Origin of the sequence: Methylothermaceae bacteria B42 (assembly GCA_001566965.1) — a bacterium.
Classification (GTDB): domain Bacteria; phylum Pseudomonadota; class Gammaproteobacteria; order Methylococcales; family Methylothermaceae; genus Methylohalobius.
Genome location: LSNW01000032.1, coordinates 365,397 through 385,707, shown reverse-complemented (window position 1 = coordinate 385,707; position 20,311 = coordinate 365,397). Strand labels below are relative to the sequence as shown.

Annotated in this window: 14 protein-coding genes; 3 read left to right on the top strand and 11 right to left on the bottom strand. The window is 52.3% G+C overall.

What is annotated here, in order from left to right:
• The first annotated feature begins 5 nt into the window (after nt 1-5).
• The 3 genes from AXA67_12975 to AXA67_12965 are packed head-to-tail and all read left to right on the top strand — an operon-like array spanning nt 6 to nt 3,242.
• A complete protein-coding gene (locus AXA67_12975; protein ID KXJ39952.1) occupies nt 6-641 on the top strand; it encodes a hypothetical protein in 636 nt (211 codons plus the stop codon).
• Between the two features lie 5 nt (nt 642-646).
• Complete coding sequence (locus AXA67_12970; protein ID KXJ39951.1) at nt 647-1,843, top strand: hypothetical protein; 1,197 nt, start codon at nt 647-649, stop codon at nt 1,841-1,843.
• Nucleotides 1,836-3,242, top strand: a complete 1,407-nt coding sequence (locus AXA67_12965) for a ribosome biogenesis GTPase Der (protein ID KXJ39950.1) — start codon at nt 1,836-1,838, stop codon at nt 3,240-3,242. The genes AXA67_12970 and AXA67_12965 overlap by 8 nt, the downstream gene beginning before the upstream one ends.
• Nucleotides 3,243-3,338: 96 nt before the next feature.
• Here AXA67_12965 and AXA67_12960 read toward each other — a convergent pair whose 3' ends face one another.
• The 11 genes from AXA67_12960 to AXA67_12910 form a co-directional block, all read right to left on the bottom strand.
• On the bottom strand, nt 3,339-4,637 hold the full coding sequence (locus AXA67_12960; protein KXJ39949.1) for a hypothetical protein: 1,299 nt from the start codon (nt 4,635-4,637) through the stop codon (nt 3,339-3,341).
• A complete protein-coding gene (locus tag AXA67_12955; GenBank protein KXJ39948.1) occupies nt 4,634-5,260 on the bottom strand; it encodes a hypothetical protein in 627 nt (208 codons plus the stop codon). Before AXA67_12955 ends, AXA67_12960 begins: the two co-directional genes overlap by 4 nt.
• Before the next feature lie 85 nt (nt 5,261-5,345).
• Nucleotides 5,346-8,429 (bottom strand): acriflavin resistance protein, encoded by a 3,084-nt coding sequence (locus tag AXA67_12950; GenBank protein KXJ39947.1) that lies wholly within the window; start codon nt 8,427-8,429, stop codon nt 5,346-5,348.
• Between the two features lie 39 nt (nt 8,430-8,468).
• On the bottom strand, nt 8,469-9,443 hold the full coding sequence (locus AXA67_12945; GenBank protein KXJ39946.1) for a hypothetical protein: 975 nt from the start codon (nt 9,441-9,443) through the stop codon (nt 8,469-8,471).
• Between the two features lie 57 nt (nt 9,444-9,500).
• Nucleotides 9,501-10,814 (bottom strand): hypothetical protein, encoded by a 1,314-nt coding sequence (locus AXA67_12940; GenBank protein KXJ39945.1) that lies wholly within the window; start codon nt 10,812-10,814, stop codon nt 9,501-9,503.
• 116 nt (nt 10,815-10,930) lie between these two features.
• Nucleotides 10,931-11,365: a hypothetical protein gene (locus AXA67_12935; protein ID KXJ39944.1), complete on the bottom strand. Its 435-nt coding sequence runs from the start codon at nt 11,363-11,365 to the stop codon at nt 10,931-10,933.
• A gap of 10 nt (nt 11,366-11,375) precedes the next feature.
• Entirely contained in the window at nt 11,376-12,389 is a 1,014-nt protein-coding gene (locus AXA67_12930; GenBank protein KXJ39943.1) for an oxidoreductase, read from the bottom strand.
• Between the two features lie 121 nt (nt 12,390-12,510).
• Nucleotides 12,511-15,636 carry a hypothetical protein gene (locus AXA67_12925; GenBank protein KXJ39942.1) on the bottom strand — a complete coding sequence of 1,042 codons (3,126 nt, stop codon included), beginning with the start codon at nt 15,634-15,636 and terminating at the stop codon, nt 12,511-12,513.
• Between the two features lie 225 nt (nt 15,637-15,861).
• Nucleotides 15,862-17,298 (bottom strand): hypothetical protein, encoded by a 1,437-nt coding sequence (locus tag AXA67_12920; GenBank protein ID KXJ39941.1) that lies wholly within the window; start codon nt 17,296-17,298, stop codon nt 15,862-15,864.
• A gap of 16 nt (nt 17,299-17,314) precedes the next feature.
• The gene (locus AXA67_12915) at nt 17,315-19,372 is read right to left on the bottom strand and encodes a hypothetical protein (protein KXJ39940.1); all 2,058 of its coding nucleotides are present in this window, start codon (nt 19,370-19,372) and stop codon (nt 17,315-17,317) included.
• Nucleotides 19,373-19,593: 221 nt separating this feature from the next.
• Nucleotides 19,594-20,139 (bottom strand): hypothetical protein, encoded by a 546-nt coding sequence (locus tag AXA67_12910; GenBank protein KXJ39939.1) that lies wholly within the window; start codon nt 20,137-20,139, stop codon nt 19,594-19,596.
• Between the last annotated feature and the right edge of the window lie 172 nt (nt 20,140-20,311).

The window sequence follows — 20,311 nt, the reverse complement described above, 5'->3', positions numbered from 1 at the left end:
TCCAAGTGGCTACACATATTCATGAAGAAGAGCAGGTAGAAGCGCTCAAACGCTGGTGGAAAGAAAACGGCACGTCAGTAATTGCCGGGGTGGTTTTAGGGATTGCGGGCATTATTGGCTGGAATACCTGGCAAAACTACCAAAAAACCCGGGCAGAGGGGGCTTCCGACCTTTACATGCAGCTTTTGCAAGCGGTGGATCAGAATAAACCGGAATTGGCCCAAGGCGTGACCCAGCGGCTATTGGAGCAATATCCAAAGACAGCCTACGCTGATTTCGCGCATTTGATTCAAGCCAAGTTGTCAGTTGATGCAGGCAAGCTGGAAGAAGCCAAGAAGTCTCTGGGCCAGTTGATGACCCAATCCAAGGACGCCAACTATCGCCACATTGCCCGGTTGCGGATGGCCCGGGTGCTATTGGCTATGGGAACCCCGGATGAAGCGCTTTCTTTGTTAACTTCCAAGGAAGTGGGCGATCCGGGGCGTTTTGGCGGCCAGTATGAAGAACTCAAGGGGGATATTTATAAAGCCCAAGGCAAGCTAGAAGAAGCTGCCGATGCTTACCGCCGGGCCTTGGCTCTGGGCCGGGATCACGCTTATCTTCGTACCAAACTGAACGACTTGGGTTTAGGTTCGTCCTAACATATATGCGCTTACTTACCCTGTTAGTGATTTCTATCGCATTGGCGGGATGTCAGTCCTTGGGCGCTTCATTCAGCAATGCCATTTCAGGCACGGTGGATTTAGTGACCGGAGGCGGAGAAGTGGCCGACCCGCCCCGAGAATTGAAATCCATCGATCCCGAGATAGAAATTGAAGTCCTCTGGGATGAAGATATCGGCGCCGGCGATGATGGCCATTGGTTGGCGCTGACTTTGGCAAATGCCGGCGACAAGCTTTTTGCCGCGGACCAGGATGGATTGATTACCGCAATCCGGTTTGAAGACGGCGAAACGATTTGGGAAGTGGAGACGGAACAACCCATTTCCTCCGGCCCGAGTTTGGGGTTGGAGAGCGTGATTGTCGGAACTTCGGAAGCAGAAGTTATCGCTGTTCGTCAGGAAGATGGCGAGACGTTATGGACAGCCAAGGTTTCCAGCGAGGTTTTGGCACCCCCTGAGGTTTCCCAAGGCATTGTTGTCGTGCATAGCAACGACGGGGCCCTTTTTGCCCTGGATGAAGCGAACGGCAAGGTGCTGTGGAGCTACGAACAGCGCGCTTCCCCATTGAGTTTGCGCGGCTCGGGCGCGCCCACTATCGAAAGTGATGTAGTGGTAGTAGGGTTTGCCAAGGGAAAACTGGCGGTATTGCGTTTGAGTGACGGTAAGATTCTTTGGGAAAGGCAGGTCGCTCTGACCCGCGGCGTTTCCGAAGTGGATCGCTTGGTGGATATCGATTCCAAGCCGGTGATTGATGACAATATTATCTTTGTTACCGCTTATCACGGGGGTGTTGTAGCAGTCTCGCTGGTGGATGGGGAAGTGATTTGGCGGAATGACCGGATAGTGGCTTCCAGCAATCCGGCCATCTCTTGGCGTTACGTTTTTATCACCGATGAAAATAGCGATGTCTGGAGTCTCGACAAGAACACCGGCAGGCCATATTGGAAACAAACCGATCTGCACCGGCGAAAGCTGACCTCGCCCGTCATTTACAAGGATTACTTGGTGGTGGGAGACTATAAGGGCTATTTGCATTTTCTATCCCGGGAAGACGGCCATCAGATGGGTAGAATCCGCATTAGCCGCAGCCCGATCCGCACCGCGCCGGTGGTGCATGAAGACTATTTAATTTCATATGCCAGTGACGGCGATCTGGCCGTATTGACAGTCACGAATGAGTAAATTATTGCCCGTGGTAGCCCTGGTTGGGCGGCCGAATGTCGGCAAATCCACCTTGTTTAATTATCTTACCCGCTCCCGTGACGCGTTGGTGGCGGATTATCCCGGTTTGACGAGAGATCGCCAGTATGGCCGTTGCCAGCGGGGCGACAGGGATTTCTTGCTCGTGGATACCGGGGGAATCACCGAGGGGAAAGAGGGCGTAGAAAAGGCGGCGCTGCAGCAAGTGCAAGCGGCTTTGGAAGAAGCGGATTTAATTTTGTTTCTCGTGGATGCGCGGGAAGGGTTGACGGCATCCGACCAGGCAATTGCCGATCAGTTGCGCAAAGCTAACAAGCCCATTCTGCTTGTGATAAACAAGATTGACGGGGAAGATCCCGCCTTTGCCGCGGCGGAGTTTTCTTTGTTGGGGTTCGGGGAACCCGCGATGATTTCAGCCGCGCACGGAAGGGGCGTGGCTTCTCTATTGGCGCGAGTGGAAAAATGGTTGCCCCCGGTTGCCGATGAACAAATAGAAGCACAAGGAGAAGATACCATCAGAGTGGTGGTGGTAGGCAAGCCTAACGTGGGAAAGTCCACGCTGGTCAATCGTCTGCTGGGAGAAGAGCGCGTGGTGGTGGCCGATCTCCCGGGTACCACCCGTGACAGTATCGCCATTCCCTTTGAGCGTGATGGCATTCTCTATACCTTAATTGATACCGCCGGCATCCGCCGCCGCGCCCGAATTGACGAAACGATAGAAAAGTTCAGCGTCATTAAAGCCATTCAATCCATGGATCATGCCCATGTGGTGATTTTTCTCATTGATGCCCAGGAAGGGGTTAGCGATCAGGACGCCAGATTGTTGGGGATGGTGTTGGAGTCGGGCAAGGCATTGATTGTTGGTCTGAACAAGTGGGATGGTCTGAGTCAGGAGCAAAAGCGGTTGCTGCGGGATCAATTGGAACTGAAACTTCAGTTCATCGATTTCGCCAGGAAAATCCCGATTTCCGCCCTGCATGGGACGGGGGTGGGGAATTTATTTGACGAAATTCCCAAGCTCTACCGTCATGCAAGAGCCGAATTTTCTACTGCCCAGCTCACCAAAATATTGCGCCAGGCGGTGGAACAACACCAACCACCCTTGGCGCGCGGCCGCAGAATCAAACTGAAATTTGCCCATCAAGGCGGAAAAAATCCCCCGGTCATCATTATCCACGGCAATCAAACCGAAAGAATACCCGCGGCCTACCGCCGTTATCTCAATAACGCCTTCCGTGAACGATTGGGGCTTCAAGGCACTCCTATCCGTCTGGAATTCCGCTCCAGCGAGAATCCCTTTGCCGGACGCTTCAATAAATTGACCGAAAGGCAAATCAAAAAACGCAAACGCTTGATTAAGCACGTCAAGAAAAGGAAATAGAGCAAGCCAATCCTTGAGATTTGGGCTCTAAGGATTCCAAAAACGCTTCCAGCGATACAATGCGTATCGCTGGAAGCATGGAAAAAATTTAGCGGGCTAAGGTCTCAGATTGACGGATTTTAAGCGCCAATATAACCCATTGAGGTCATCAGGATTTTTATACCGCTCGAGTACCGCATCGTATTTTCGCCCAAAGGCTTCCACCGGGTGAAAAGTCACCTCCATGTTAGGAAAAACGGTTACCCCTGGCGTGGTATTGGTGGCAGGGCCGAAGGTTGAAAGCTTCCAGTACATGCCTTTGGGGTCATTGGGATTTTTATACCATTCCAGGGTTGCTCGATAAAAGGTGCCGTTCAGGTTAGCGCTGTCAATGATGATGGATTTGCTGCTTTTATCAAATACTGCCGGAGCCGGCCCACTTCCATTTGTGATGACTTGCAATGCGTAATCGCCGGTAACGGCAATGGATGAGGCTGAGGTGACCGCAAGTTGATAGCTGCCCGCAGACAGATCCCGGACGATATAGGAATTATTATCTCCGCCGTTTTTCGTGGCGTAGGTGATTAAATTAGTCCGGTTGCCGTCAAAAAGCGCTAAAAGGTTATCCGCTACGGCTTCTGAATTGACGTGGATCACCACCGTCCCCGAGGTTGGAAGATTGATACGATATAGGTCAACCGGTGCCTGATCGGTCACAAAGTTTGTCAAATCCAGCTTGCGGCAATCTAGATCATCAAATTTTCCGGCTGTGACCTGGTTGAGTGTTAGAGGGGTGACCTGCCGGCAACCATCGGGTAGCTCCATTGGCAGACCATAAATGGTGCTGGCGCCTTGAATATCATCTTTTAAAGGGAACTCCGTGTCTTCTATGAATGAATCCATAAGAGAAGGGATTTTATCTTCATGCTCAAGCCCAATGACGTGGCCCAACTCATGGGCGGCAACTCGCCTGAAATCAGAAACGTCAGCTCGCACTTTACCCGAGTAGATATCCCAGGGTTCATTGTCGTTGATTTCTATATCCGTTTCTATAAGTTCCTCTCCAACAAAAAGACTCAAAGTGAGGGCAAGAACCGTGGATCCAAAATCAAACCCGCAATCATCTAGCCGGAATTGAACGCTATTGATCTCGTCATCTTGACAAACATCGACGTTTTTAAGCGCGGGATTCAGCTTTGTATGAAAAGTAAAACCAGTCCGGGTATTCCAACGTTGGGCGGCTTCTTCAACGGCCGAGTTCCATGTTTGTCCGTTAGGTGCTTTGGCTTCCCCCTTGGTGTTGACGATATCAAAGGCCATTGTGACTTCAGGGGATGGCCATTTCTGTCCACTCAGCTCATAGGCATAAATAGATGGGGTAAGCAAGATCAAGCAAAGCCAGCTTAAGTGTTTCATTGAATAGTCTCCCATTTTTCCTTGAGTTGCCGTTTAAATTGTTGGATGGACAAAGCGTTTTTCGTCAGTGCTTGCTTGCTGGTTTGCACGCCCTGGGCAACTCCGCGGCTAAATTGGCGGGAGGGAGGAATAGGGGAAGAGATTAACCCGGTAACGGGGGTTTTTTGGGCGGTATAAACTCTGTGGGTTCCGTCCTCATCTTTAATCACAATAAATCTGCCTTGGGACCAACCGAAGAGGGGATTCACCAGCCTTCGTTTGAGAGACTCGACAAAATAAATGCCCCGCTCACCAATGGCGGGATAATCCATTTCGCCTACTTTCAAGGTTTTGCCGTCTTTTGTGCCACCCATGAAAACCAAGGTGATTGTCGAGCCGCCAGGATCGCCTTTGAGGACGTCAATGACTTTAAAAGTTATTTCTGTGGCCAGGCGTCCATACGCGTTCTCCTTGACCTCCGTATTGACTACCACGCCGTCAAAAACAAGTTCTGACTGACGCAGCATTTCTTCCAGGTTGACCTGCCGGATGGCGGTGGCATGGAGTTGGCCGCTTCCAAATAAAACAAGCGAGAAAAACAAGAAACCCCTATACCAGGGTCCCAAAAGTCGTAATAGTTTCATAACTTTATTGCCTATGGCTGTGAACAGATATGCGTGTTAATTTAGCCTTGCTGCGCTAAATCTAGTTATTTGATTTAGCGGATTATTATAGTTGGTTTTTATGAATTTTTCCCCAATGTAATAACAACGTGGGCATTAAGAGCAAGGTCAACAGGGTGGAAGAAAACAATCCGCCAATAATGATCGCCGCCATGGGGCCCATGATTTCCCGTCCAGGATTGTCGCTGTTGAGGGCAATGGGGAGCATGGCCAGGGCGGTAACCAGGGCGGTCATCAAGATGGCGGGCAGGCGCTGGCTGGCGCCGAGAATGCTGGTTTGAAGATTCCAGGGCATGCCTTCGCCGACAACCAAGCGGCGGTAGTGGGCCATGAGCATGATGGCGTTGCGCACGGTAATGCCGAACAGGGTGACAAATCCCACCAGGGATCCGGCTGAAATCATGCCGCCCCCGAGCCAGACGGCCGCCACCCCGCCTACCAGGGCGAAGGGCAGGTTGATGATGGTCAGTAGTGTCAGCCGCCAAGATCCCAGGGCGATATAAATCAGCAGCAATACGCCAGCGCCCGCCAGCAAGGCGTGGAGTATGAGCTGCTGGCGGGCATGGCGTTGTTCCACTGCGGCGCCGGTGAATTCAGGGTAATAGCCCGGCGGGAAGTCGATTTCCTGGAGGATTCTGCGTTTCAATTCGGTGATGAACTGGTCCCAGTCACCGGAGGGATTACAGGTTACGGTTTGTACGCGCTGGGCATTGCGGTGGAGCAGGTTGTAGCGGTCTTCGGTTTGCCGGATCTTGGCCAGATGATTCAATTCCACCAGCTTTCCCTCGTCATTCGTCAGTGGCAGATGGGAAAGAGGATCGAGTTGTTGACGCAGGGAAGGGGGCAGGATGAGCGTAACGGGATGGGTGCGGTTGCCCCGGTAGATTTCCCCGATGGCATAGCCTTGATAGGCCGTTGCCAGGGAGCGGGATAGGTCGCTTAAAGGCAGACCCCACAGAGCCAGGGCCTGGAAATCGGGAGTGATTTCTAATTGGGGCAGGGTGCTGCCGGTTCTCAGGCGAACTTCCCGGGCGCCGGGGATTTGCCGGATCAGGTTGGCGGTTTGCCGGGCCAGCCGGTCCAGTTGCTCCAGGTCGGGACCATAGAGGTTAATGGCTACCGAGGCAGTGTATCCCGACAGGGTTTCGTCAATCCTTTCTTTCAGGAAGGTATTGGCTTCATAGGCGATGCCGGGAAATCGGTCCAGAATATCGCGCAGCCGTTCCAGTATGCGCTGCTGCTGCCGGCCCGTCATTTCCTGAAGATGGACTTCGTATTCGCTGTAATGGCTGCCGTAGGTGTCCGCGCCCCTTTCCGCCCGGCCCGCCCATTGGGACACCGACACGATGCCTGGAATCCGCAAAAATGCTTCGGTGAGCTGTTTGCCTATTTTCAAAGAGGTCTCCAGGGAAGTGCCGGGCAGGCTGGCGGTATGGACGATGTAGTGACCTTCACGGAGTTCCGGCAGAAAGCGCCCGCCGATAAATGCCAGGGAGACGAGGGCAATCAGGCTGATACATACCGTGCCAAGCCAGACCGAATGGAAGCGTTGATGAACCCAGTGTAAAAGCCGGACATAGCGCGGTTGCAGCCAGCCTAGCAAAGGCGGGTGTTGGTCACGGCGGCTTTGGCCGAGAAGCAAATATCCCAGCGCCGGGGTAACGGTCAAGGCCACCAGCAGTGATGCCAGGATGGCAAGAATATAGGCCATGCCCAGCGGTGCAAACAGCCTGCCTGCCACGCCACCGAGGGTCAATAGCGGGACAAATACCAAGGCGACGATGAAGGTGGCGTAAACCACCGAGCCGCGAACTTCCAGGGAAGCCTGTAAAACGACTTGGGCCAGGGGACGGGGATTGGGTGCTTGGCGGTTTTCCCGCAGTCTCCGGAAAATGTTTTCGGTATCGATAATCGCGTCATCGACGACTTCACCGAGGGCAATGGCCAGCCCCCCCAGTACCATGATGTTGAGATTTACCCCGGCTTGGAGCAGTACCACCACCGCGCCCAACAGGGACAGGGGGATGGCCAGGGCGGAGATGAGCGCGCTGCGCCAGTCAAACAAAAAGGCATACAGCACCACCAACACAAACAAGGCGCCAAGCAATAAATGGCCGCCCAGATTTCGGATAGAGCGTTCAATATAATCGGCGGGGCGGAACAGGCGGGGGTAGAGGGTGATGCCTTGTTTTTCCAGTAACGGCTTTAGGTTGCTCAAAACTTGTTCCACGGAGCGGGAGACGGTCAGCGTATTGGCGCCGTATTGTCCAATAACCATCAGTACCAGGCCGCGTTTGCCGTCGATTTGGGCGGCGCTGATGGGAGGCGCTTCGCCCCAGGCGATTTCCGTCACGTGACCCAGTGTGAGACTCTGTCCTTGTTGGTGACGCAGCACCAGTTGGTGGATGTTGTTTGCCAGATCCCTGTCGGCATTCAGGGTGAGTTGGAGTCGTTGATTGGGGGTTTGGATAAATCCCAAGCCGCTGCGTTTCAGGCTGGTTTCCAGCGCCTGGATTATCTGATTAATGCCAATCCGGTATCTGTGCAGCTTTTCCGGATCCAACTGGATTTGCAGTTGCCGCTCGCCACCACCAAAGACATTGACATCCGCAACCCCCGGCACTGCCTTCAGTTGCGGTACCAAAGTCCAGTCCACCCAGTCTCTCAAAGCGAGCCGGTCTTGTTGCCGGGAGACCAATCCCAGGGTAAGAATGGTGGCAGAGGAGGACGACAAAGGCACAGCCAGCGGTGGTCCGGTTCCATGCGGCAGTTGTGGGGCCAGGGCGGCCAGGCGTTCGCTGACTTGTTGGCGGGCGCGGTAAATATCGATGTCGGGTTCGAACACCGCAGTTACTACGGATAGGCCCTGGATGGATTCAGAGCGCAGGGTCTTTAATCCGAGCAGACCGCCTAATGTATTTTCGATGGCCTGGGTAATGCGTTTTTCCACCTGCCCGGCGGTCAAGCCCGGCGCTTCGGTTTGAATGATGACTTGTTTGGGGGAAAATTCAGGGAAGATATCCAGACCTGCCTGGGACAGGCGCCAACCGCCATAAAACATGAGCAGCAAGCTCAATCCAATCACCGCGCCCCGGAAATGGATGGCGCCTCTAATCAGTGCAGACAGCATATTTAATGGGTAATTGAATCGGTTGAACCGGTTGCCGGGTCAGTCGTCGTCATCTTCTTCTGGTACTTGTTCCCGAAACGCCGAAGATAACAAAATCTGGGCGCCGTCCACGACAACCTTTTCACCGCTTATCAAGCCATCGTTTACCCACCACTTTCTTATGCCTTGCCGATATGCCAAAAGTCTGCGGCGTTGAAAGCGATTGTCTTCTGTTTGCACAAAAACCCAGGGGGCGCCCGATCGCCAGACAACCGCGGAGGCGGGGATGACAATGGCGTTTTGGGATTGGGTGAACCAGCCTGTCAGACGTTGGCCTACCGGAAGCCGTGCGTCTTCAGCAATAAACAGGAATCCAGCTCGATTCAAGACGGGATCGGCGCTGGGCAGGGAGGCGACGTAATCCAAGGGGATTATTTGTTGGTGGTATTCGATGGCGGCTTGCTTAGGGCAGGGTTTGCAAGATTGCGAAGAAACTAGTCCGACCAGTCTGATTTTCCCCTGTCGCAGGGCTGTCAGCCGAACAGGCTGGTTTTCCGCCCATTGGCGCAATTCCGTGCCCCATTGAGTCACAAATCCGGCGTTTTCTTGCTGAAGTTTTAATTTTAAGGTTTCAACCTCGCTCGAGGCGATCAGCCAATCTTGTTTCGCCTGTTCCACTTTGCTGCGTTGGGTGCTGTTCCCCAATGACTGTAAGCGTAGATACCGCGTTTTTGCCAAACCGGCAATGGACTGCCTCGCCTTGAGCTGAATCGCCAGTTGACGAAGGCGGGTGAGACCTTCCAGCAGCGGTTGAGGATTGATTACCTTGGCATAAGCCATGATATCTGGCAAAGGGGATGTTTCGGTCAGGGTTTTGATACGAATCCCGGCTAACTGTTGTAGCTCCGGGCTGAGTTCGATTGAAAACCCCGGCGGTGTATCTTCGCCGGGGTGACTGGTTTCAGCCTGGGCGCTCAAGCCGGCTAAAAGACATAGAACAGGGCCGAGCAGCGTAATCAGTTGGTTTAGAGGCATGCAAACTCTGAATGGGGACAAATAGTATTATTCTATCAGCCCCTCAGTGTTCTGGCCCTAAAACCGCAGCAACCCGCCAATCATGCCGTGATTGGCTACAATGCTGCGGTGATCCGGTTCCCGCACCACTTCCACATGACCACCTGAGTGAATGGTCTGGACAGCAATTTCCCCGATAATGTCCGCTTTTTCGATTAATTGATCAGAGCCGCAATAGGGGCACTTGGGAAGCGGTGTTTCTTGCAGATCCGCCGACCAGGCTTGACAGGATTCACATTGCCAGCCCTTTTGCACGAAGTCCGCAGGGAAAATCAATGTCAACAAGCGGAACTGTTGAGCTGCGTTTACGGTATCTTCAACGCCGGAAACCGCCAGTCCGCCAGGTCTTTCCAGTTCGCCCACCCATTGTTCCAGCGTGGCTTTTTCTTCATTAATTTCAGCTTGCCGGACAATGGGGGCGACTTGATCGCGTACTTCATTCAAAGAGCATGTCATGGGCATGGAGGCATAACCAATCGCTTTGGATTGGAGGGCCTTTGGCAGAAAATCCACCAAGTGTTTGGGTTCTTGCGTATCCGGACTGGCGAGAACTAACCATTTCCACCTGGTTTTTTCGGCAATTTTGGCAATGGCGGTAGCAGCGTGGCGCAAATAGTGTTTGTAATGCTCTTCCTGCCATTGATGGTGGTTGTGGGTGCCGTAGCCATGCCAGCTATGGGCCTTGGTCATGGGGAATGGATCCGGGTTCAAAAACTTGAGAGTGTATTCCGCCGCTTCCCCCATGGAATAAAGAAAGAACCGGACGGATTCGCGATCAAATAACACGACGCCGGTTTCTGCGTGTTCATCTTTCTGAATCAGCAAGGGTTCCAGTACTGGCGTTTGACTCCATACAACAAGATCGCTGGGGGCGTCAGGTAAATGGAAGACTTTAATCAGATCGTAGTCCAGTTTTTTGCTTTTCGGGTTGATCCGGCTTGGGCTTGCAAATAGAACCAAGCCTTTGCCTTGCACTGCTTTGCTTTCCAGATCCAGGCGCTGGGACATCTCCGCCACGACGGCATCAAACAGCATTTTTTCATCCCGATCCCAATCGCCTTCCTTGGCTTGCTGGATTTCCTTGATCAAATTTTTGAACCGGGTCAGGAGAGGCTTGGTTTGCAAGGTCTCGGGGCGGATGTCCAAATAGACGCTCAGCAGCCCCTTCGGAGATTTTAGTTGCTTGAGTTCCAGAAGGCATTCATCGGTCAGAAAGTCATAGCCCCTTTCATCGTCTCCTATCAGTTCAAGGGAGAACAGATCTGAATCTATTTTTGTAATGTTGGTGATATTCATTGAGGTTCCTTTGATTTTGAATTGTTTTTGGCGCAAGTCCGTTATTGAAAAATTCCTCAATCTATATGGTGGCCAGTTGTTCAGAAACAAGGGGGTAAAGAGGATAAAGAGGTTATTTTTCCTTAACCGGGGTGAAGTGATAACAAGATTACTTAGAATAACGGCCGGTGTTCTTCCCGGGTTGATTGATCCCATAAATGCCAGACAGACCATCCCCGGTCTTTCAACGCATCGGCCACATACTGGCGGTGACAATGGCGCCAATTCCGTTCCGCGCATAGGATAGCCGCCGGGGGTGCTGCGGCGTTGGCTTCTAGACGCAGCAATCCCAGTTCGAAAGCGTGGGTCTTCATATAGGCGGGATAGCCTTCCCTGCGCATGCCTCCCAATAAATCACCCAGCCAACCATAATCAATACCATGCTCAGGCAGGGTCAGTTCCAAGTGCTGGCGGCTAAAGTGGGGTTGGCGTTTTGAATTGGGGTTGCTGCGGATATCTATCAGCTTTACCACCCCCCAGGCCCGCAGCAACTGGACGAGATCCGCCATGGACTGGTTTGAATGCCCCACGGTAAAGATATCAGGCATCGGACCATCATTAGCCGATATCAATCCTTTGCCCGCTGGTCATGGATTGCAAAGCGGCATTGATGGTTTTGCAGTTCATTTTGGCATCCACCAGAGTTAGGGCAGGGGAGGTGTCATTCAAAACGCAATCGGAAAAATGCTCGATTTCCAGGCGGAAGTGATTGGCGGGAGGGAGCTGCTCCACGCATTGTCTGCCACTGTCGGTCTGCCAGGAAATGACTGGGATATCCCCCGGCTTGGCCCAGACATTGTGGCATTTGAGCCCTCCCTGGGTGCCGATAATCTCATATTCGGCCCTTCTGGCCCGCTGAAAACTGAAGTCGAAATGGGCATACCTGCCATCGCCATAATCCAATACGCCGCTGTCGCTCACATCCGCTCCGCTATCGATAGTGGTAACCATGGCGATGACCGATGACGGCGGTTCCTGGAAAAACATCCGGCATACATGGATGGCATAACAACCGATATCCCACATGGCACCGCCGCCTTGATCGATGGATCGGCTGATTCGGTACATTCGCGCGGGTGTCATCGGGAACGAAAAGGTGGAACGGATGGTGCGGATGTCGCCAATGAGCCCCGTATTAATGATCTCCCAAGTTCTTTGGTGCTGGGGATGGAAGCGGTACATAAATCCTTCCATGGCTTTGAGTTTGCGCTTGGTTGCCGCTTGTTCGATAGCCTCAATTTCTTCCACTTTCAGCGCCATGGGTTTTTCGCATAAGACGTGCTTGCCGTGTTCAAGCACCTTAAGCGCCCATTCCCCATGTTCCTCGTTGGCCATGGGCAAATACACGGCTTCCACCTCGGAATCTTTCAGTAATAGAGAAGGGTCATCGTAGGTCTTAACCCCGCTTATTTGGGGGGCACATTGGTTAAGCACCTTTGCCGCGGCGCCCGGGCGGCGGCTGGCAATAGCGACCAGTTGGGCGTTATCGGCGGTAATCAGAGCCGGTAGCATGACTTGAGTCATTCTGGCGGCGCCCAGAATGCCCCAGCGGAGTTTGGTTGCTTCAGCCATAATTTTTCCACCTTCTAAATGTTCATCTATTGAAATCATGGAATCGGATTATAGAGCATTTGAGGCTGATAAGAGTCATCAAAAGGGATCGATACGGCTCTGCGAGAGGATGAATACCGCCTTATTTTGCCGCCACAGGTCCGGGTGCGTGACCGAATAGTTGGCGGAAAATCGCTAAATCACCAAAACTGACAAAGCCGTTGCCGTCAAAATCGGCATCGGGGTCACCGGTTCCAAACCTGGCGCGGAACAGGTCCAGATCACCGAAACTGACAAAACCACTATTATCCAGATCGGCATCGCAAGCATTGCCGTAACCATCCTGGTCGGTATCACGTTGCTTGGGGTTGGCAACGTAGAGGCAATTATCATTAGAATTTTTGATGCCATCTTGGTCTTGATCGCTTTGAGGATCGAGTATGACTTGGCCATTTTCTTTTACCAAAAACCTTATAACGCCGCTCGAATCTGCATGGAACCGCCCGCCAGGGGAGAGTGATAATCGGGTATTACCGTCTTGGATTACGGCGTTGATCGTGTATCTCCGGTCAGCAGCGAGTCCTGTCCAGATGACGCTCACGACTTTCCCTGAGGTTTTTGGGATAATCGACTCGCCATAATAATGCGGTTGCCCATATCCTGAAATAGGAAAGATCGCGGCGTGATTATCCTGGCCAACGATTTTCCATCGTTCCCCCGACCATCCCCAGGCGGCCTCCACGGGCAAGTCTGACTCATCCGCAATGCGGAAAAGTGTGATCATTGTTAGCCTATTGCCATCCTCCGGCTCGATTTGTAAACGGTAAGAATATAGGCCCCCGTCTGTTGGAGAACCTTCCGGGGGAATGGCTGACATTGCTGATTGCGCTGGAAAGATCGCGGCGACATCCACGCGTTGGGCGGTTAACGCGGTTTCGGCCGGGATCTCAATGACTGCGGTGGCGCCGTTGACGGTGGGTGGCGCTTGATAAAAGTTGAAAGTTTGTTTTCTTTTAAGGAGAGGTGGCGCTTCAGCACTAGGTTCTACAAAGTCATATATATAAAGATAATCCGCGCCACCTTTGCCTTTTTCCCACAACACCGCGCGTTGGACTCGATGGTAATAGTGTAACGGCTGGGTACGGCCGTTATAGGCGCCAGTCGTGTCGAATACCACCAGGGTGAAGCTTTGACTGCGGTCGACAATTAAATGCCGTTGGCTGTTATCTGGGCTTTCCAGATGTTGATATTTCCCTTGGTCATCGTGGTAAACCGAATCATATTGAGAAAGGGCATCCTTGCTTCCCTTATCCCATGGAATTTGAAGTTGGAGGACATTATCTGCCTCTGCGGTGTTACCGCGCTGGCAGCAGGAGAGATTGCGGTTGATAACCCACCGGCCCCGGCGGTAAAACTGTATCGAGCCAGTATCGCCCAGATGGTGATCGAATCCGCCCCAACCGCCTCTTAATACAAGATAGGATGCGTCCGGAGACCAACTGCTGCGATCATAGAATACGCCAAAGCCACTATCAAAAAAAACAGGGGATAGGGTTTGGCCAGGGTCAATTTGAGGAATGGCATGGTAATCAAACAGCATTCTGTAGAAGGTGGTTAAACCTGAAATTGCATCGAGGTAGTAAGTATTAACGTGCCAACGGGCGATGCCAGCGGCGGCAGTTTCCCCCAACCGTTTTAACAGGCCTGCTTGAAAGAGTATTTTACGGGCGAAATCGGAACGCCTAAAAGCGGGGAAGCTGTTGGGTTCAGAAAAGGGTTTGCCGCTAAAGCTGAATTCAAAACTCTCTACGTCCCGAAGTGTTGCATAACCCCGTCCTTGGGGGGTGGTGGCGTGGATTTTCATGGCATAGAGATTGTTTTCTATGAAAGGCCCATAGTCAGAAAAATCGATCCCCGCGTTTGTCAGATTCCAGAAAGTTTCCATCCAGTAAGCAAAGGTGCCTTGTCCATAACGGATGCCGTCGGATAGGTAGCCACCGCTCAAGGCGAAACTGCCCTGGTTCCGCCGCGCCTTGACTAATTGCGTGCCGTACCAGCGTCGCATCCCTAGATCAAGCATTTGGCAGGCCTTTTCGGAATATTGGCCGTCGATACCTGCTGAATGACAAAGGGTTAGGCCAATGACAATCAAGGCCCGGGTGACGGAAGCCCATTCGTCGGTATCTTCCGGGCGGTTGAGTCTGCCTTTTTCTTCATAAAAAGCGGAAAGCATGGCCGCCGCCGCTTCATTGCGCTGGGTAAGGGAAAGTTCGTCCCAAAGCATATCCAAGCAATAACCCAGCTGATTATCTGCCCAGCGATAGTTATTCCCATTCAGTTTACCTGGAGACAGCCAAAAATCGTGCAAGGTTTTTTGAAGCAGACTCAGGGCTTGGTTGCGATGGGTTTTATCGCCGCTCACCTGATACAAAAGCGCAGCGGGAAGACAGAAGTGGGCATCCCCAATATGACGAAAATCCTTGATGGCTTTTTGAATTTCAAGGGCTAACTTCGATTCCCAGAAAAGCCACTCGTTGTCCCCATGATTGCGCCGGTTGCGCCATTGCTGTATCAGTTCCCGATCAGCGAAGACCCGGGGATGGGTGGGTGCCAGTTTGAGTCTAGGCGCTGGCTGGGTGTGGATTTTGATGATATTGCCCCTTTGATTGTTTGTGATGACGGTGAAATAGTAAGTGGTATCGGGTTGCAAGGTCGTAATCCAGAGGGGCGTTGAATAATTTTTTCTGGATCTGTCCCAACCGAGATTGCGCCAGCGGAGGGAACGGTTGACAGGTTCGCCGTAATCCGCCCAAATTTTCTGGATTTCAATGGCTTGACCCTGTTCTTGTAAGCCGAGGGCTGATTGAGGGTCGGCAAGCTGGTCTTCGCGCGTGCTCCAAACCAGCACCGCGCTCCATCCGGAAGCGGACGTTCTGGGGGAGGTGAAATTGAACCAAGCACCATAGGGGGTGACGTGTTCGGCGTGTAGGTCAGTAACCGGCCCGTCTTTTTCCGGGGGCGCATAGTCCGGATCACAGCGGTTACCCAAGCCATCGCCATCATCATCCTTTTGATCTGGATCATACACGGCGGGGCACAGATCCAGCGGAGAGGTAACGCCGTCACCATCGGGATCGATATGCCAGTCGGAGTTTAAAACGGCTTGTCCGCCATGGCAGGGCAGGTAGGCCGAAAGCAGCCATGTAAAGATTGTCAGCGAAAGCAGATTCCTTGATTTTCCCCAAGGTGCTTGGATGGATTTGTTCATGATGCTTACCTCCTGCGGACAATGGCCTGTAAGAATGAATCATCCCTTTTCATCTTGGTCTTCCTCCCGCGTGACGCCTTAAGCCCTTTCGCGCGACGTTTATGCTCGGACCCGGCCAAGAGAGACTTGTGGCGCCCGGCCACCAACGCTCGCGGAAGGAAGACTTAAACCGCGTTTAGTTCTAGTTCGGGCAAAATGTCCAAAAAGCTTGCCTTTGAGATTTCATTAGCCGTTCATAAAGCCTAAATCCCGGGTGGAAAAGTTATTCAGGTGAGGGAAAATCTTTATCAGATCGCCGTCGGTAATTCCCATCCATTTTGCCAGGGTAGCTCCGTACTGGTCGGTGGAATATTTTGGGATGAACCTGCCCGAACCAACGTCCCTGGGGCCAAAGAGCTTTTCGCCCCAGTGTTCGCCCAGGGACTGGTCGGAATATTCAATCGGTTCGCCATGGACCTTGCCCCCGTCCACGGCACCACCCATGACCAGTAAATCACAAGCCCAAGCATGATCGGTGCCATCACCGTTAATGGTCAAGGTGCGACCGAATTCCGAAGCGGTGAAAGTCGTCACGCTGTCTTCCACGTTCAATTCCTCTAGCGTGCGTTGAAAGCTTACCAGAGCATCGTTTAGCGAGGTGAAAAGGTTCTGGTGCTCGGTCAACTGCATGCTATGGGTATCAAAACTTCCCAAACTGGCAAAAAAGATTTGCCGTTTCAACCCCAGTGATTCACGGGCGGCGATGAGTTTGGCGATGGTGCGTAACTGTTGGGCAAGGTTGTTTTCCGGGTTGTAAGGAGTTTGCAACGGCGGGCTTTGTTCCAGGGCATTTCTAAGCAAGTTGGCGCGTTTCCGGGTATTGAGAAAAGAAGCGGCCGCTTGTTGTTGCAATAGATGGCTGCTTTGAAGTTTTAAAATCGCATCCCAAGCCGCGGCCCTGGACTTTTGCCAGGGTGGCCATTCCCGCTGATCGAAGTCCTCGAAAGAGCCAACGCCTTGACCGGGCTGGATTCCAAAAGGGTGGGAGACGACGCCAGCCTGCCAAGGGTTATTGCCAGAAAGGGTATAGCTGATTGGAACGGCTGGATTGGTATTGGCGGCCATCAGGCGGTCCGCCATTTTGCCGCCCCAGCCCGGATGTATTTTCCCCGCACCTGTCGATTTACCTGTCTGCCAGGTTTCTTGCTGATCGCTGTGGGAAAAGAGATTGCGGGGAACATTCAAACCAGCGTTATTGCCCTCGAGAAAATCGAAATAAGCCGTGGGCGTAATTTCCCCGAATAGCGGCCCAATATTGTTCACAATCGCCAGACGGCCTTCGTTATAAAGATCGCGCAATCCCTTCAAATTGGAATGGAAAGCGTACTGACTGCCCCGGACGGGATGGAGCTGACTACGGGCAATCGCCATGCCCTGCCGCACCTTCTTGTATTTTTGGTATTCGGCGTTGGCATAGGGCACGAACATATTGTGGGAATCGTTGCCGCCCATTAAAAAAACGCAGACCAAACTTCTATGGTCGGTCAGATTGGCGTATTTGCCGGGCGCCGCCAAGGCGGCATTGAGCAGCCGGAATTGATTTTGGGTCGCCAACAAGGCGGATCCGCCTCCCAGCCATGCCATGCGTTGTAGAAAACGTCTGCGGTTTATTCCATTTCCCATGATTTCCTCCCTTGATTTATTTTTGAATCAGGTATTCAGGCGAATTGACAATCAGCGAGATAGCATCCCGTGCCCGGGCCTTCAGTCCTTCCCTGCCATCGGGAAAATCCGGGCTGTTGAGGTGATTGAGGATGATATCTCTCATCTCGTTGCTCATATCGCCGTTCATGAGCAGAATATTCAGATGATCCAGGAGTTGTCCGGGGTGGGCAGCCAGATCGGTTTCCTTGTTGAGTCTCAGGTAAGTCCAATCATCCGGCCGGTTGCTCGGTTCAGACCATTGAATATGATAGTTGAGGGTATTGGTCAGGCCCATGACATTGCTGGCCGTGGCGATCTGGAATTCTGGCGCGGTGAGCCCGGCTTTGCGGATTTTGCCCGGCGGCGCATAATCCGGCTGGAAGAAATTGAAAACCGAAGGGGAACGCAACAAATTTTGGCCGATATCCTTTTCGAAAGAGAACAAGCCGTAATAAGAACCAGGTGAATTGTAAACGGCAATGGTCGGAGGTACGTCCCATTCGCCGCCTTTGATGGGCACAGCGCGAAAGGCGCGCCACAGATGGGTAATAGTTAAAAGCGGCTCCCGGAGCTTACCAAAGTTTGCCTTGTTTCTGTGGCCATTTCTGGCCTCGGAATCCAGCAGGATGGCTTTGATGACCGCTTTCATATCACCGCGCACGCCTTCGCCGTTGTCATTGAAGGCGGCTGCTACCCGGGCGATGTAACCGGGGCTGGGATTGCTGGTCACCAGTCGCTGAATCAAGCGCCTGGCGATAAAGGGACCGACATTGGGGTGATTGAAGACATTGTCCAGCGCTGCTTCCAGATCCTGGCGGGCGGTTTGCCCCGCAGGCAGAACGGTTCCGTTCAACAGATGTTTTTCGCTGGTATCGTGATAATTTTCATTGGGTACCATCGGTTTGGTTTTGTCGGCAAGTTGGTGCCATTCCCCCCAGGGAATGCCGGCGAAGTTCCAGCCGGTGAACACCTTGGAGAATTCCTGAATCTCCGCCTGGCCGTAAGTTGGAATGGGTTTTCCCGAGAGATCGGTTTTGGGGGTGCCGTTTTGATGGAGTTCGTGCAGCCCAATGGTGAACAGTTGCATCAACTCCCGGGCATAATTTTCATCCGGCCGCACGTTGCGCTGCGGATCGGCCTTTTCGTTTTGCGCATGGCTGAGATAGATACCCATCACCGGATGCAAGGTGACCGCTTCCAGCAGTTCCCGGTAGTTGCCGAAGGCGTGCCGGATCAGCGTATCGTAATAATCGGCAACGGCGAACTGCGAAGAACTCAAAGCGTCAGGCAAGTCGGAAACCACGAGGATTTCGCTCAAGGCAAAAGCAACCCTTTGACGAAGCTGATCCTCTCCGTTGATGACATTTTTCCACCAGACATGGCGGAATTGGCTGTATTCGGTATCAATAACATCATCTTGCCCCCGTGTTAGCGCTTCCCGCAGGCTGACGGGACAACCCCATTCGGGAGGATGGGTCAGGCAATATTCGTAATACTTCCGATAGATATATTTGGCTCCTGGAAGCAATAAGCTGGCGGGGGTGTTGAATTGTTCCTCGATCCAGGCTTCATAACTGCCCAGGCGGACCAGATGATCAATGGCTTCATCGGTTGGTCCGAATGTCGCCTGGGTGAGAAAACGGGCGGCATCGGCCTTGGAAAGGCTGGCACCGCTGCCAGCGGGCCCCGGCGGCTTGTTGAACAAGGTTTTGAAAATAACCAGGTCATTGAAACTGACAAAGCCGCTGCCGTCCAGGTCGGCGTCGGCGTTGGAGGTATTGAAGGCGCTTTTGAATAGGGCCAGATCGTTGAAACTGACAAAGCCGTTGTTATCCAGATCGGCGTCACAGGCATTGCCAAATCCGTCACCATTGCTGTCGCGCTGATCGGGGTTAGCGATTTCAATGCAATTGTCGAATTGATTGTCAATGCCATCTCCGTCGGTATCCTGGGCAATTCCAGAAGACGAATAGATCAGGGACAATGCCAAAACTATCCTCGCCCAAGAGCGGAAAAATAAAGTAAAGCATAAGGCGCCGCGTTTATGATGCATTGATGGTTTCCTCCTTAAAACAGTTGTGTATGTCCCAGCATAACCTCACCAAGAATGAGTTTATTCGTTATGCAAATAGCCCAGGCATCTGTCTCAGCTTAAAAGGAACATTGCCCGCGTTCCCCCCAGTGACGGTCGATTTCGCCAACTCAGCACCGACTGGAATTGCCTAACATCTAAAATCATTCTTTTTCTTTCGGGTTATACGTTAGCAAGTTTCGCTAAGTGAGTTTTCGTCTCAATTTGAGCCCAATACCCACCAGACCGCTTGCGAACAGGCCAATGGCGGCAGGGATGGGCACGGCTTGCACTGTCACTGTTGCGTTGTTAAAACTGACTGGTTCTTTAAATGGATCCTCAGGAGGCAAAGGTTTGCCGAGAATAAAATTGAATTCTCCTGGCTTAAGCGCCTGAAAAAAAAGGGTGATAGCCTTGCCGGAGCCTTGAATGCCACTAAAATTTCCAAAACCCAAATTGAAAGTATCGCTTTTTTGGGATAAATCCGGACTGACACGAAAACCAGGGTCGTCAGGCAAGTTGTCATCAAATGCCACTTTTTGAAGATCAAAAGCGGTGTCGTCGAATTTTATGGAAAAGCCGCCGCCTACCGTGCTTTTGCCCTCGGTATCATAAAGCACGTCCAGGGTGATCTCGTCCCCTGCTTGCGCAATTTGCCTGGCAGGATCTAAAGATAAAACCACTGCATTCGAATTAAAAGCCCAGGTCATCAGACCCAAGGCAGTGATATATTTGGTATGTTTTAACATAGGTTCCTCCCTCCATTTTTTTAAGGTATAAAAATGCCCGCCGTTTCCTAGGGAAAGGCAGGCAATGAAAGCACTTTAGCGATAAAAAAGCTATTTTGACGAATAGAAAAGAATACTAGAACAATTTGATGTTTCCGTATCATAAAATTCCCTCAATATCTCCCTCGGGCAT